The sequence below is a fragment of the Kitasatospora sp. NPDC088351 genome (assembly GCF_040685575.1).
Taxonomy (GTDB): domain Bacteria; phylum Actinomycetota; class Actinomycetes; order Streptomycetales; family Streptomycetaceae; genus Kitasatospora.
On record NZ_JBFBIL010000071.1, the window covers coordinates 1 to 14,109 of the forward strand.

General features: G+C 71.2%; 10 protein-coding genes and 1 tRNA gene. 3 read left to right on the top strand and 8 right to left on the bottom strand.

Going from position 1 to position 14,109, the window contains the following annotated elements; genetic code table 11:
- Positions 1 to 113 precede the first annotated feature (113 nt).
- The 6 genes from pknB to AB0P06_RS32345 form a co-directional block, all read right to left on the bottom strand.
- Positions 114 to 2,240: a Stk1 family PASTA domain-containing Ser/Thr kinase gene (pknB, locus tag AB0P06_RS32320; protein ID WP_363613697.1), complete on the bottom strand. Its 2,127-nt coding sequence runs from the start codon at positions 2,238 to 2,240 to the stop codon at positions 114 to 116.
- A gap of 263 nt (positions 2,241 to 2,503) precedes the next feature.
- A complete protein-coding gene (locus AB0P06_RS32325; RefSeq protein WP_363613699.1) occupies positions 2,504 to 3,961 on the bottom strand; it encodes a penicillin-binding protein 2 in 1,458 nt (485 codons plus the stop codon).
- Entirely contained in the window at positions 3,958 to 5,334 is a 1,377-nt protein-coding gene (locus AB0P06_RS32330) for an FtsW/RodA/SpoVE family cell cycle protein (RefSeq protein ID WP_363613745.1), read from the bottom strand. The genes AB0P06_RS32325 and AB0P06_RS32330 overlap by 4 nt, the downstream gene beginning before the upstream one ends.
- Positions 5,335 to 5,506: 172 nt before the next feature.
- Positions 5,507 to 7,102, bottom strand: coding sequence for a protein phosphatase 2C domain-containing protein (locus AB0P06_RS32335; RefSeq protein ID WP_363613701.1), 1,596 nt, complete (start codon positions 7,100 to 7,102; stop codon positions 5,507 to 5,509).
- Between the two features lie 53 nt (positions 7,103 to 7,155).
- Positions 7,156 to 7,692: an FHA domain-containing protein gene (locus AB0P06_RS32340; protein ID WP_363613703.1), complete on the bottom strand. Its 537-nt coding sequence runs from the start codon at positions 7,690 to 7,692 to the stop codon at positions 7,156 to 7,158.
- A 12-nt stretch (positions 7,693 to 7,704) separates the two neighbouring features.
- Complete coding sequence (locus AB0P06_RS32345; protein ID WP_363613705.1) at positions 7,705 to 8,577, bottom strand: DUF3662 and FHA domain-containing protein; 873 nt, start codon at positions 8,575 to 8,577, stop codon at positions 7,705 to 7,707.
- 415 nt (positions 8,578 to 8,992) lie between these two features.
- Between AB0P06_RS32345 and AB0P06_RS32350 the strand changes: the two genes are divergently transcribed.
- Positions 8,993 to 9,076, top strand: a tRNA-Leu gene (locus AB0P06_RS32350).
- An 89-nt stretch (positions 9,077 to 9,165) separates the two neighbouring features.
- Here AB0P06_RS32350 and AB0P06_RS32355 read toward each other — a convergent pair.
- Together AB0P06_RS32355 and AB0P06_RS32360 are read right to left on the bottom strand one after the other, a co-directional pair.
- Positions 9,166 to 10,311: a histidine kinase gene (locus tag AB0P06_RS32355; RefSeq protein WP_363613707.1), complete on the bottom strand. Its 1,146-nt coding sequence runs from the start codon at positions 10,309 to 10,311 to the stop codon at positions 9,166 to 9,168.
- Positions 10,308 to 10,958 (bottom strand): response regulator transcription factor, encoded by a 651-nt coding sequence (locus AB0P06_RS32360; RefSeq protein ID WP_363613747.1) that lies wholly within the window; start codon positions 10,956 to 10,958, stop codon positions 10,308 to 10,310. The genes AB0P06_RS32355 and AB0P06_RS32360 overlap by 4 nt, the downstream gene beginning before the upstream one ends.
- A 435-nt stretch (positions 10,959 to 11,393) precedes the next feature.
- On the opposite strand from AB0P06_RS32360, the gene AB0P06_RS32365 reads away from it, so the two are divergent.
- Both AB0P06_RS32365 and AB0P06_RS32370 read left to right on the top strand, forming a co-directional pair.
- Positions 11,394 to 13,115, top strand: a complete 1,722-nt coding sequence (locus tag AB0P06_RS32365) for a phosphatidylglycerol lysyltransferase domain-containing protein (protein ID WP_363613749.1) — start codon at positions 11,394 to 11,396, stop codon at positions 13,113 to 13,115.
- A gap of 223 nt (positions 13,116 to 13,338) precedes the next feature.
- Positions 13,339 to 14,100 carry a hypothetical protein gene (locus AB0P06_RS32370; RefSeq protein ID WP_363613709.1) on the top strand — a complete coding sequence of 254 codons (762 nt, stop codon included), beginning with the start codon at positions 13,339 to 13,341 and terminating at the stop codon, positions 14,098 to 14,100.
- The last annotated feature ends 9 nt before the right edge of the window (positions 14,101 to 14,109 follow it).

Below are 14,109 nucleotides of genomic sequence, written 5' to 3' on the forward strand. Positions count from 1 at the left end.
ACCAAGAAGCAGTAGCCGACCGAACCCCCGCAGCCAGCAGCCCTCTCCCCAACCTCAACTCGAAACGGACATCAACTCTCGAACCGCCCTCTCAGAAGAAGGGGAACCAGGGGCTAGGGGTTCCCCCCTTTGGTGGGCGGTGGGTTGGGGGTGTCCCCTTTGGCCGGATCAGCCGGCCTGGTCATCAGGGTCACCTGGGTGTTCGGGTCCAGCTTGGTGCCCGCGGGCGGGTTGACGCCCGTCACCACGGCGTTCGGGTCCTGCGGGCCGGACACACTGAAGCCGAGGCCGGCGTCCTGCAACTGCTTGATGGCGTCCTTGAGCGGGACGTTCTGCAACGCCGGAACGGTGGCCTTGTCCGGCGCCTTGTAGATGGTCAGAACGATCTTCGAGTTGGCCGGGACCTTGCTGTTCGCCTGGAGCGACTGCGAGGCGACGGTGTTGACCTTGGTCGGGTCGTTGGTCAGCGTGGTCTTCGACGCGTCGACCTGGAAGCCGGCGCTCTCCAGGGCGGCCTGCGCGGCCTCCTTCTGCTGGCCGAGCACGCTCGGGACCACCGTCTTGGCCTTGCCCTGCGAGACGGTCAGCTTGACCTGGGCGGTCGGGTCACCGGCCGCGTTGGCCGCCGGGTCCTGGGCGATGACCTGCTCCTGCGGGGCCGTGTCGTCGTCCTTGTACTCGGGGAGGACGTTGGTGAAACCGGCGTCGGCGAGCGCCTTGATCGCCGCGTCCTTGGTCTTGCCGACCACCGACGGAACGTTCGACTTGGCCGGGCCGGAGGAGAGCTGCACCGTGATGGTGGCGGTCTCGGCGACCTGGGTGGGGGCCGCCGGGTTCTGGGTGCAGACCTGGTCCTTCTTGATGTTGGTGTCCGGGCAGGCGATCTTCTCGCCCTCGGTCACCACCAGCTTGGGACCGGCCTGAACGGCGGCCGCCTTGGCGTCGGCCAGGCTCTTGCCCACCAGGTTCGGCGCCGCGATCTTGGGCGGCTCCTTGGTGGTGTCGTCCTTCTTGCCGCCGAACATCGCCTGGGCCACGAAGAAGGTGCCGACCAGGACCAGCACGGCGGCCACCGCCAGCACGATCCAGGAGGTGTTGCTCTTCTTCGGCGGCTCCTCGCCGCGCCGTCCGCCGCCGCGGCCGTAGCCGTCGTCGCTGCCACCGCCGGGGGCACCGGCGTAGGTCTGGCCGTAGCCGTCGTCCGGGTAGCCGGCCTGCTGGCCGTAGCCGGGCTGCCCGCCGGCGTGCGGGAGCACCGTGGTCGGACCGGCGCCGGGCTGCTGCGGCAGCACGTTGGTCTGGCCGTACGGGTCCTGCTGCTGCGGGTAGCCGTTCTGGTCGTAGCCGTAGCCGGCGGCGCCCATGCCGTAGGCGGCGGCTTGCTGGGCGGCGGCCACCGGCAGGCCGTCGAGGAAGCGCTCGATGTCGTCGCGCATCTCGTCGGCGCTCTGGTACCGGTAGTCGCGGTCCTTGGCGAGCGCCTTCAGCACGATCGCGTCGATCTCGGGGCGTACCTCGGGGTCGAAGACGGACGGCGGCTGTGCCTCTTCCCGGACGTGCTGGTACGCCACCGCGACCGGCGAGTCGCCGACGAACGGCGGGCGGACGGTCAGCAGCTCGTACAGCAGGCAGCCGGTGGAGTAGAGGTCGGAGCGGGCGTCCACCTGCTCGCCCTTGGCCTGCTCGGGGGAGAGGTACTGGGCGGTGCCGATGACGGCGGAGGTCTGCGTCATCGTCATGCCGGCGTCGCCCATCGCCCGGGCGATGCCGAAGTCCATGACCTTGACGTTGCCCTGCCGGGTCAGCATGACGTTGGCCGGCTTGATGTCGCGGTGCACGATGCCGGCCCGGTGCGAGTACTCCAGCGCCTGCAGGATGCCGATGGTCATCTCCAGCGCCCGTTCCGGCAGCAGCCGGCGGCCGGAGTGCAGCAGTTCGCGCAGGGTGGAGCCCTCGACGTACTCCATCACGATGTACGGGATGGAGATGCCGTCGATGTAGTCCTCGCCGGTGTCGTACACGGCGACGATCGCTGGGTGGTTGAGGGACGCCGCGGACTGGGCTTCACGGCGGAAGCGGGCCTGGAACGACGGATCCCTGGCCATGTCGGCCCGGAGCGTCTTCACTGCGACGGAACGGCCGAGCCGGGTGTCATGGCCGAGGTACACCTCGGCCATGCCGCCGCGCCCGAGGACGCCGCCGAGCTCGTACCTGCCGCCTAGGCGACGAGGCTCTTCCATAGTTCCGACCCTCTCCCTCACCCGCCGGTGAGGTTGTGACGTAGGTGTCCCCGCACGCTCTGAGTGACGCCGTCCGGGCCGCGGGTGGTTCTACGGCCGGACCTCGCTGCGCCCCGCGGGCGGGCAACGGGCACACCCGCTGCTTGCGGATACGCTACCGGTCGCACCGTCCGTGGCCGGAGTCGGCCGTCGGCCGATATCAGACCGGTATCCGGACAGAGGTGCCGATCGTGACATTCCACTCACTCGTGACGGCGGCCTCCCTACTTGCCGAGGGCCGCCTGCATCACCGCCTTGGCGATCGGCGCGGCCAGCCGGCCGCCGCTGATGCCGTCGCGGTTGTCCGAGCCGTCCTCGACCACGACCGCCACCGCGACCGACTGGCCGTCGGCGGTCTTGGCGAAGGAGGTGAACCAGGCGAACGGCAGGCCGGCGTTGTCCTCGCCGTGCTGCGCGGTACCGGTCTTGCCGCCGACGGTCAGGCCGGGGATCTTGGCGTTCTTGCCGGTGCCGTTCTCCACCACCGAGACCATCAGGTCCTGCATCTTCTGCGAGGTGGCCGGGCTCATCGGCTGGGAGAACTGCTTCTCGGTGTGCTTGGAGATGGTGGTCAGCGAGGCCGAGCGCTCCTGCTCCACCAGGTAGGGCTGCATCAGGCTGCCGTTGTTGGCGATGGCCGCGGAGACCATGGCCATCTGGAGCGGGGTGGCCCGGGTGTCGTGCTGGCCGATCGCGTCCTGCGCGGTGCCGTCCGGGGTGGAGTTGCTCGGGTAGACGCTCTTCTCGGAGCGGACCGGGGTGTCCACCGTGCTGTTGAAGCCGAACTTCTCGGCCTGCGCCCGCATCTTGTCCTTGCCCAGGTCGGCGCCGATCTTGCCGTAGACCGTGTTGCAGGACTGGTCCATGCCGGACTTCAGCGTGGCGTTCTCACACTGCTCGTACTGGCTCTCGTTCTTCAGCTCGGTCTTGGTGCCCGGCAGGACGTACGGGTTCGGGGTGTCGGTGGCGTCGTCGATGTTCTGGTACAGGCCGTTCTCGAACGCGGCGGTCGCGGTGACCAGCTTGAACGTCGAGCCGGGCGGGTACGTCTCGCGCAGCGCGCGGTTGAGCATCGGCTTGTTCGGATCCGCGTTGAGGTCCGTCCAGGCCTTGGTGTCGGCGGCGTCGCCGCCGGCGAAGGTGCCGGGGTCGTAGGACGGGGTGGAGACCATCGCCAGGATCGCTCCGGTGCGCGGGTCGAGCGCGACCACCGCGCCCTTCTTGTTGCCGAGGCCGTCGAAGGCGGCCTTCTGGGCCTTGGCGTTGATCGTGGTGAGGACGTCGCCGCCCTTCTTCGGCTCGCCGGTCAGCATGTCCAGGGTGTTGCGGAAGAACAGCCGGTCGTCGCTGCCGGAGAGGATGCCGTCCTCCAGCTGCTCCAGCTGGCTGGCGCCGAAGGACTGCGAGGAGTACCCGGTGACGGGTGCGTACATCGGGCCCTCGAGCCAGGAGCGCTTGTACTTGTAGCGCAGGCCGTTGACGAAGTCCGACTGGGTGACCGGCTGGCCGCCGACGATGATGTTGCCGCGCGGGTGGGCGTAGCGGTCGTACACCTGGCGCTTGTTGTTCTTGTTGGTGGCCCAGGCCTCGGCCTGGACGCCCTGCACCCAGTTGGTGCGCACCATCAGGGCCAGGATCAGGACGAGGCAGAAGATCGAGACCCGACGGATCGGCTTGTTCATGAGGCGGACCCTCCCTGGATCTCGGTGGCGGGGGCCGGTTCGACCCCGGGGCGGCGGGCGCTGTCGCTGATCTTCAGCAGGATCGCGACCAGGGCCCAGTTGGCGACCACCGAGGACCCGCCCTGGGCGAGGAACGGCATGGTCATACCGGTCAGCGGAATGAGCCCGGTGACACCGCCGGCCACCACGAAGACCTGCAGGGCCATGGCCGAGGAGAGGCCGACGGCGAACAGCTTGCCGAACGGGTCGCGGGCGGCGATGGCGGTGCGCAGGCCGCGCTGGATCAGCAGGGCGTAGAGCATGAAGATCGCCATCAGGCCGGTGAGGCCGAGCTCCTCGCCGAAGGAGCCGAGGATGAAGTCGCTCTTGGCGGCGAAGTCGATCAGCCATGAGCGGCCCTGGCCGAGGCCCGAGCCGGTCACCCCGCCGGAGCCCAGCGCCATCAGCGACTGGCCGATCTGTTCGGTGGCGCCCTGTGGCGGTTTGGGCGCGAAGGCGGCCATCGGGTCGAGCCAGGCGTCGATCCGGGTCTTGACGTGGCTGGTGGTCGAGGCGACCGCGACGGCGCCGCCGATGGACATCAGCAGGCCGAAGATGATCCAGCTGGTCCGCTCGGTGGCGACGTAGAGCATCACCACGAAGAGGCCGAAGAAGAGGAAGGACGTGCCGAGGTCGTTCTCGAAGATCAGGATCAGCAGGCTGACCAGCCAGATCGCGATGATCGGACCGAGGTCGCGCCCGCGCGGCAGGTAGAGGCCCATGAACCGGCGGCTGGCCAGGGCCAGCGCGTCCCGCTTGACCATCAGGTAGCCGGCGAAGAACACGGTCAGGATGATCTTGGCGAACTCGCCCGGCTGGATGGAGAAGCTGCCCATCCGGATCCAGATCTTGGCGCCGAAGTCCTCCTTGCGGGACGGGAAGAAGGCCGGCGCCGCGAGCAGGACCAGGGCCAGCGCCATCGAGATGTAGGTGTAGCGCTGGAGGACCCGGTGGTCCTTCAGGAAGATCATGACGAAGATGAACAGCGCCACCCCGAGGCCCGACCACATCAGCTGGTTGGCGGCGGCGGGGTAGTTGTTGTGCAGGAGCTTGCCGGCCTTGTCGAGCCGCCAGATCATCACCACGCCGAGCCCGTTGAGCAGGGTGGCGATCGGCAGCATCAGCGGGTCCGCGTACGGCGCGAAGCGGCGCATCAGCAGATGCGCGATCAGGGCCAGCGCCCCCATGCCGAGCCCGTAGCCGAGCATGCCGGCCGGCAGCGAGTCGTCCATCGCGAGACCCACGTTGGCGTACGCGAGGACCGGCAGCAGCACGGCGAAGGCCAGCAGCGCCAGCTCGGTGTTGCGCCGGTTCGGCGTGCCCTGGGGGGAGATCGTGGTGTTGCCCCGGCGCCGCGAGGCGGCCCGGCCGGTCGGCCCGCCGGGGGTCCGGCGGTCGTCGGACCGGTTGCCCGGGCCACTGCTCAGGTCGAAGGTGCTCACGTGGAGGCCGCTCCCTGACGGCCGGCCGGCCCGCTGCGGGCGGGCCTATGTCGGGTCACGGGCGTCACTGCTTCGGGCAGGAGTCGGCCTTCAGCCGCTCCTCCTCGGTCAGGCCCGGCAGGTCGCTCTGCGGCCCGGCGGCCGGGGCGGCGGCGCTCTGGCTGGGTGCTGCGGCGCTCGGGGCGGCCGCGCTCGGGGCGGCCGTGGCCGTCGCGGGTGCGCGGGTCGCGGACGGGCTCGGGGTGACGGCCGTCGTGAACGCCGCCTGGGTGACCGGCGCGGCCGGGTTGGTCGCGGTCGCCCTGGCGTCGGAGACCTTACGGCAGAGTGCCGCCTGCTCGCCGAGCTTCTTCACCTTGTCGTCGGCGTCGCCCAGGCTGCTGGCGGAGATGGTGTTGGTGACGTGGGTGCGCTGGTCCTGCGGCAGGTACTTGAGCTCGATGTCCCGGTACGCGGTGTGCACCGAGGAGAGGTTCAGGCCGGCCAGGCTCTGGTTGACGCCCTGGTAGACCGCGACGTGGTCGCCGTCCACGCCGACGTAGTACTGGCCCTGCGTCCACCGGTAGCCGAAGAAGCCGGCGCCGCCGAGCAGGCCCAGGGTGATCAGGCTCACCAGTGAGACCTTGAGCGCCCTGCCCTTGCGCTTCGGTCGCTCCTCGTCGTCGTAGTCCTCGGTGCCGTACACCGGGGGCTCGTCGGAGCCGTACCCGTCGTAGCCCTCGGCCGGGCCGAAGCCGGCCTGGCCGGGGTTGCCGTACCCGTCGTAGCCCTCGGCGGGGCCGAAGGCGCCCTGCGGGGCGCGCCCGAGGCCGGCCGCCCGGCCGGCCGGGGTGTCGAGGATCGACTGGTCGGCGGCGGCCGAGGACGGCGGGGTCTCGGCGACCGCGCCGACCACCACCGGGATGTCGTTGAACTGGCCGCTCAGGGTGTCCGTGGCGCCGACGTCGATGACGTCCGCCACGATGCAGGTGATGTTGTCCGGACCGCCGCCGCGCAGCGCGAGCTGGATCAGCTCCTGCACGGTCTGCTCGGGCGAGTAGAAGCTTCCGAGGGTGTCCTCGAGGGTCTGGTGGCTGACCGGGCCGGAGAGGCCGTCGGAACAGATCAGATAGCGGTCGCCGGCCCGTACCTCGCGGATCGACAGGTCGGGCTCGACCTGGCCGCGGCCGTCCAGCGCCCGCATCAGCAGGGAGCGCTGCGGGTGGGTCTCGGCCTCCTCCGCGGTGATCCGGCCCTCGTCGACCAGGCGCTGCACCCAGGTGTGGTCCTGGGTGATCTGCACCAGCGAACCGTCGCGCAGCAGATAGGCGCGGGAGTCGCCGACGTGCACCATGCCCATCCGCTGACCGGTCCAGAGCATGGCGGTGAGGGTGCAGCCCATGCCCTCCAGCTGCGGGTCCTCCTCGACCATCTGCCGGAGCCGGTCGTTGGCGCCCTGGACGGCGTCGCCGAGCAGGGTCAGCAGGTCGGCGCCCGGCACGTCCTCGTCCAGCCGGACGATCGAGCCGAGCACCTCCGAGGACGCGACCTCGCCGGCCGCGGCACCGCCCATGCCGTCGGCCACGGCAAGCAGCCGCGGCCCGGCGTAGCCGGAGTCCTCGTTCCCCTCCCGGATCAGTCCCTTGTGGGAGCCGGCGGCGAAGCGCAGCACCAGGGTCATGCGACCTGAGCCCCCCTCTGGGTCATGGACGGGATGCTGTCCCTCATGCGCTACTACTTCCGCAGTTCGATGACGGTCCTGCCGATACGGATCGGCATGCCCGGCTGGAGCGGGGTCGGCGCGGTCAGGCGCTGCCGGTCCAGATAGGTGCCGTTGGTGGAGCCTAGATCCTCGACCGTCCACTGCCCAGTCTGATCCGGATAGATCCTGGCATGCCGGGAGGACGCGTAGTCGTCGTCCAGCACGATGGTGGAGTCGTGCGCGCGGCCCAGCGTGATGGTCTGGCCCTGCAGCGCGACGGTGGTCCCGGCGAGCGAGCCCTGCACCACGACCAGCTGGGTCGGGGCGCCGCGGCGCCGGCCGCCGCCCTGGGTCTGCTGGGGGGGCGGGCCGGCGGCCTGGCCCTGCGGGGCGCGCCCGGGCCCGGGGGCCGGAGCCGAGGCGGTCGCGGCACCGCCCCGGCGGGAGGAACGGGGGTTCACCCTGGTCCCGAACAGGTCGCTGCGGATCACCTGGATCGCGACGATGACGAACAGCCACAGCACGGCGAGGAAACCCAGCCGCATGACCGTCAGGGTCAGTTCTGACATAACCGGCCCGCTCTACCCTTCGACCTGTCGGTAGACGATGGTGGTGGAGCCCACGACGATTCGCGAGCCGTCGCGGAGCGTAGCGCGCTGGGTGTGCTGTCCGTCCACCACGATGCCGTTGGTGGACCCGAGGTCGAGCACCATCGACGGGGTCCCGGGCCTGATCTCGGCGTGCTTGCGGGAGACCCCGGGGTCGTCGATCCGCACGTCCGCCTCGGTGGAGCGGCCGAGCACGCAGGCGTTCCCGGTGATCTGGTGACGGGCGCCGTTGACCTCGATCCAGCGGCGGACCGAGGTGCCGTGGCCGGCGCCCGGGAACGGGCGCACGTTGCCGCCGCCCGGGGCGGGCTGGCCCGGCGGCATGGCGGGGGGCGCGGCCGGCGGCGGGGGCGCGCCGTACGGGGCGGCGCTCTGCTGCTGCTGCCACGGTGCGCCGGGGGCCGGCGCGGCCGGCGGGCGGCCGTAGCCGGCCTGGGTCGGGTGCTGCTGCGGGGCCTGCTGCTGCGGCTCCTCGGCGGCCAGCGTGCGGCTGCGCACCCGGTACAGACCGGTGTCCAGGTCGTCGGCCTTCTCCAGGTTCACCTGGAGCGGGCCCATGAAGCTGTACCGCTGGGCCTCGGCGTACTCGCGGACCATGCCGGCCAGCTCGGTGCCCAGCTGGCCCGAGTAGGGGCTCAGGCGCTCGTGGTCGTGCGGGCTCAGCTCGACGATGAAGTCGTTGGGCACGACGGTGCGGTCGCGGTTCCAGATGCTCGCGTTGTTGTCGCACTCACGCTGCAGCGCGCCGGCGATCTCCACGGGCTGGACCTCGGACTTGAACACCTTGGCGAAGGTGCCGTTGACGAGACCCTCAAGTCGCTGCTCGAACTTCTTCAGCACTCCCATGGGGCACCCCCTTCCAGGGTTCGTTCGCCTGCCTTCCGACCGGATCCCGGGGAGCCGGTCGCGCCTACTTGCGGTACTTCCGTACTGATCGTATCCACGCCGGGGCCATCCGTACGGTTCCCGGACCGCGTGGTGCCCGGGGGTGGGCTCGGACACACAGGGTGACGCATCCCTGCGGCAGCATGCCAGGAGTACCCGTCCGACCGGGCCCTCATCCCTCGCTCGCCAGTTCGCCGGACATCCGTTCGGATGCGCTCGGCCCCCAGGGAAACGGATTCGGAGGTGACCCGCAGGTCGTGCTAATGTTTTCCACGTCGGAAGGGGCACCCGAAAGGGAGCCGGATCGAAGAACCGCGAAGGCCACATGGTATCGAGCGGATCGGTTGATCGGTTGGCAACCACGACAGGCACCCATGCGCGGGTGGCGGAATAGGCAGACGCGCTGGATTCAGGTTCCAGTGCCCGAAAGGGCGTGGGGGTTCAACTCCCCCCTCGCGCACAGCGAAGCCCCGCAGATCTTCGGATCTGCGGGGCTTTCTCGTTCTCCCGGTCGGGTGCCCGGGGCGGGTCCGGGTGCCCGCGGGCCGCTCACTCGTGGGTGGCGGGCAGCTCGGCCCGGACCTCGAAGCCGCCGTCCGGGGTCGGCCCGGCGGCGAGGGTGCCGCCGAGCAACTGGGCCCGCTCGCGCAGGCCGACCAGCCCGTGGCCGCCGCCCGGCAGGGTCTCGGCGGGCCGGACCGGCGGGATCCCGTTGCGGATCTCGACCCGCAGCCGGCGGCCCTTGGCCCGGACCCTGACGTGCACGGTGGCGTCCGGGGCGTGCTTGGTGATGTTGGTGAGCGCCTCCTGGACCGTACGGTAGGCGGCCCGCTCGACCGCCTCCGGCCAGGGCCGGTCGCCGGGGGACAGATCCGTGTCGGCGGCCAGGCCGCTCTCCTCGATCAGCCGGGGCAGGTCCGCCAGCCGGGGCTGCGGGGCCAGCGGCATGTCCCCGCGCGGTCCGGCGGCGCGCAGCACCCCGACCATCTGCCGCAGCTCGTCGAGGGTGCGGACGGAGAGCTCCCGGATGGTCCGGGCGGTGGCCGCGGCGGCCGGGTCGGCGGTGCTCACCTGGAGCGCGCCGGCCTGGATGCTGATCAGGCTGACCTGGTGTGAGACCACGTCGTGCATCTCCCGGGCGAGCCGGCCCCGCTCGCTGATCAGCACCCGCTCGGCCAGCAGCCGGCTCTCCCGCTCCTGGCCGCGGGTCAGCTCGTCCAGCCTGGCCGCCAGCTCCCGGCGGGTGCGGGAGAGCAGGCCGGTGGCGGCCGGCCCGGCCGCCAGCATCACGGACTGGATGGCGTAGAGCGCCGTCTCCCGGGTCAGGGCGAAGGACTGTTCGGAGAGCGGCCAGTGGAAGAACTCGACCAGCGCGAACAGGGTCGCGCAGGGCACCATCACCCGGGGGCGGGGGCGCTCGGCGGCCACCGTGTAGACGGCGGTGATCGGGGAGAGCCAGATGTCGGCGAAGTAGCTGCCGGGCATGGTCAGCAGCAGGACGGCCACCGGGAAGCGCCGGCGCCAGGGCAGCACCACGGCGGCCAGGACCGAGAACACGACCTGCCACCAGGTGGCGTCCCGGGCCACCAGGGTGGCGTCCACCAGGGAGTAGAGGGCGGGCAGCAGCAGCATCAGCCAGGGCGCGGTGAGCCGGGCCGGCAGGTGTCTGGAGGGGAACGGGTCGGTGCCGGTCATGCCCCGTCGCCGGGTTTCGGCCGGACCAGACCGGCCCGGTGGGCGATCACGGCGGCCTGCACCCGGTTGGCGGCGCCGAGCTTGCCGAGGATCGCGCTGATGTGGTCCTTGACCGTGCCGGTGCCGAGGAAGAGCCGGTCGGCGATCTCGGCGTTGGACAGGCCCTCGCCGAGCAGGGCCAGGACGTCGAGCTCGCGGCCGGTGAGGGTGCGGGCCAGTGCGCCGGCCTCGGCGTCCGGGCCGCCGCCGTCGACGTAGCCGCCGATCACGGTGCGGGTGACGGTCGGGGAGAGGATGCTGCCGCCGGCCGCGAGCACCCGGACGGCGTGCACCAGCTGGTCCGGGGCGGTGTCCTTGAGCAGGAAGCCGGCGGCGCCGGCCCGCAGCGCGGTGCCGATGTACTCGTCGGTGTCGAAGGTGGTGAGCATCGCCACGGCCGGCGGGTCGGGCAGGGCGCGCAGCCGGCGCAGCACCGAGATGCCGTCGAGGTCCGGCATCCGGATGTCGAGCAGCACGACGTGCGGGCGCAGGCGCTGGACGCATCCCTCGGCCTGGCCGCCGGAGCAGTCGCCGACCACCTCCAGATCGGGGGCGGAGCCGACGATGAGGCCGAGGCCGGAGCGGACCAGGATCTCGTCGTCCACGATCAGCACGCGGGTGGTGGTGATGGTCCCTCCTCGGTTCGGGCGGCCGGGTCCGGCCGGTCCGCAGCAGTGGTTTCGAGCCTAGGGGGTGTCTGACAATTCCCGCGGAACGCGTGGCTGCGGCGGAACCCCCGCCGTTCGGCGGGGGTCGGAATCGGCTACCGGGTTCACGCGATTCTCACGCTGAGTGGGGAACCATGGAGTTGGCTGCCCGTTCGCCGGTTTCCGGCCGTGGCGAGGGCCGCCGGTCAGTCCGTCGGGCCCGTGCGGGCGCCCGGCGCCGGGCCGTGTGCGGATGCGCCCCACCATCTGATCGTTTGGAATTGAGCTGTGTCGTCCACTGTGAAGTCGGAGCCGTCCGCCGCGTCCGCCGGGCCCCGGCCCGTCGGCCTGCTCGAGCGCTGGAGGCCCGGGGCGGCGACCGCGACCGTCTGGTACATGCGGCTGCTGGCCCTGCTGAACCTGGCGACGGTGCTGCTGGCACCGTTCCGGCACCAGGTGACCGAGCACAACGAGGGTGAGTACTTCACCCCGTACCTGATGACGGCCGGCCTGGCGAGCGCGGTGCTGTCGGTGTTCCTGGCGGTCGCCATGCGGCGGCGCAAGCGGGCCGCGTGGATCTTCAACACCGCGCTGGCCGGGGTGTTCGCCCTGCTCTACCTGGTCGTCATGGTGTTGCCCGGCGAGCGGTTCAGCCGGCACCCGCTGAACTACTTCTCCACCGTGCTGACCTGCCTGTTCGTGCTGGCCCTGCTGATCGGGCGGAAGGAGTTCACCTCCAAGGGCGACCGCTCCAACCCGAAGACCGCGGCGGCCGCGTTCGTCGGCGGCCTGCTGTTCGGCGGCGGCGTCGGCGCGCTGCTGGTCTGGATGAACAACAGCCTGCCCGGCGCCGGCTTCTGGGACCTCTTCCGCTACTCGGTCGGCCGGATGATCACCATCACCCCGACCGAGCACCTGCGCTCGGTGATCTCCGCCCCGACCTGGGTGAACGCCGTCATCAACGCGATGGGCGCGGTGCTCTTCCTGCTGGTGCTCTATGTGGCGTTCCGCAGCCCGCGGGACAAGGAACTGCTCACCCCGGAGGACGAGGTCCGGCTGCGCGCGCTGCTGGACAAGCAGGGCGAGCGGGACTCGCTGGGCTATTTCGCGCTGCGCCGGGACAAGGCGGTGGTCTTCTCCCCCAGCGGCAAGGCGGCGGTGACCTACCGGGTGGTCGGCGGGGTCTCGCTGGCCTCGGGCGACCCGATCGGCGACCCGGAGGCCTGGCCGGGGGCGATCGACGCCTGGCTGTCCGAGGCCCGCGAGCACGCCTGGGCGCCGGCCGTGATGGGGGCCTCCGAGGAGGCCGGGGTGATCTACGCCCGGCACGGGCTGGACGCGCTGGAGCTGGGTGACGAGGCGATCGTCGAGCTGGACGAGTTCTCGCTGGACGGCCGGGCGATGCGGGTGGTCCGGCAGGCCTACAACCGGGTCAAGCGGGCCGGGTACACCGTGCGGATCCGGCGGCACGAGGAGATTCCCGAGTGCGAGATGGCGGAGCTGGTGGCCAAGGCCGACCAGTGGCGCGACGGCGCGACCGAGCGCGGCTTCTCGATGGCGCTCGGCCGGCTCGGCGACCCGGGCGACGGGCGCTGCGTGATGCTGGAGTGCCACGACGGGGACGGTGAGCTGAAGGCGCTGCTGAGCTTCGTGCCGTGGGGTGCGGACGGGCTCTCGCTGGACCTGATGCGCCGGGCCCGGGACACCGAGAACGGCCTGATGGAGTTCATGGTGATCGAACTTCTGCAGCGCGCGCGGGAGGTCGATCTGGCCCGGGTGTCGTTGAACTTCGCGATGTTCCGTTCCGTTTTCGAGCGCGGTTCGCGGCTCGGCGCCGGTCCGGTGCTGCGGCTCTGGCGCTCGGTGCTGGGTTTCTTCTCGCGCTGGTGGCAGATCGAGTCGCTGTACCGGGCCAACGCGAAGTACCGGCCGATCTGGGAACCGCGGTATCTGCTGTTCGAGAAGAGCAGCGAGATTCCGCGGATCGGTATCGCGAGCGCGCGGGCCGAGGGCTTCATCACCGCACCGAGCCTGCCCGCCCTGTTCCGTCGACGGCACGCGGGTCCCGCCGTGGTGGCGCCCCGGGTGCCGATGGCGGCACAGGACGGGAAGGGGTAGTCCCTCCGCCGGGGGGCGGAGGGGACCGGCCGTCCGGACGGGGGGTGTTTTCGGGGTGGTTTCTCCCCCCAGAGGATGACGGGGATCCCCTCTTAATGTCGATGTGGATTCTTTAACCGGCTTCTAATGTTGGGGTAGTTGGGGAAGGCGTTCGCGGCTTCGGGGATTTGGAGAGACGGCTGTGATTCACAGGACCCACGCGGGGGGCGTGCGAAAGGGGCCGGTGGCTACTGCCGCCGAGGCCGCTGTCGCCGAGTGGGGAACGTTGTTCGGGACGGTCCGGGAGCGGGTGGCGAGCAGGAAGTTCGCCGCTGTACCGCTGGCCACCACGGCGACGTTTCTGATCCTGCTGTTCAGCATCGTGCAGCACCTGCCGGGCGGGGAGCGGTTCGTCACCCATATCGGGGTGGTGAAGGCCGCGCTGCCGCTGGAGGTCTCGCTGCTGCGTACGCCGCTGTCGCTGTACGTGCCGGCGCTGGACCTGCCGGTCTGGGGGGCGCTGGCCCAGGTGTTCGTGGTCTTCGGGATCGCCGAGATCGTGCTCGGCCGACGGCTGACCCTGGTGGTGGCCTACGCCTGCACCCTGGCCGGGACGCTGTTCGCCCGGGTGGGTGTGGCGATCGGCCCGAGCCACGTGTTCGGCTTCCCGAAGTGGGTCGCGTACGTCCGGGACACCGGCCCCTCGGCCGCGGTGGTGGCGCTGGCGATCTGCATCGCGTTCCGCTGCCGGGCCTGGCTCACCGCCGGGCTGGTGGTGGCGCTGATGGTCGGCGAGGCGGTCGTCCTGCCGAATCTGGCGGGTCTGGAGCACGTCGTCGCGGTGATCACCGCGCTGCTGATCGCGGTCTCGGTGGAGGTGTTCGGGGACTTCTGGCCGCGGGTGCTGGCCGGGGTCGGTGCCGCGACCTCGGTGGCGGCGGCCGCCTCGCTGGAGGTCGCGGCGGAGGCCCGGCGTCGTACCTCGGCGGGCGCGGCGATCCCCTGAAGGCGCACT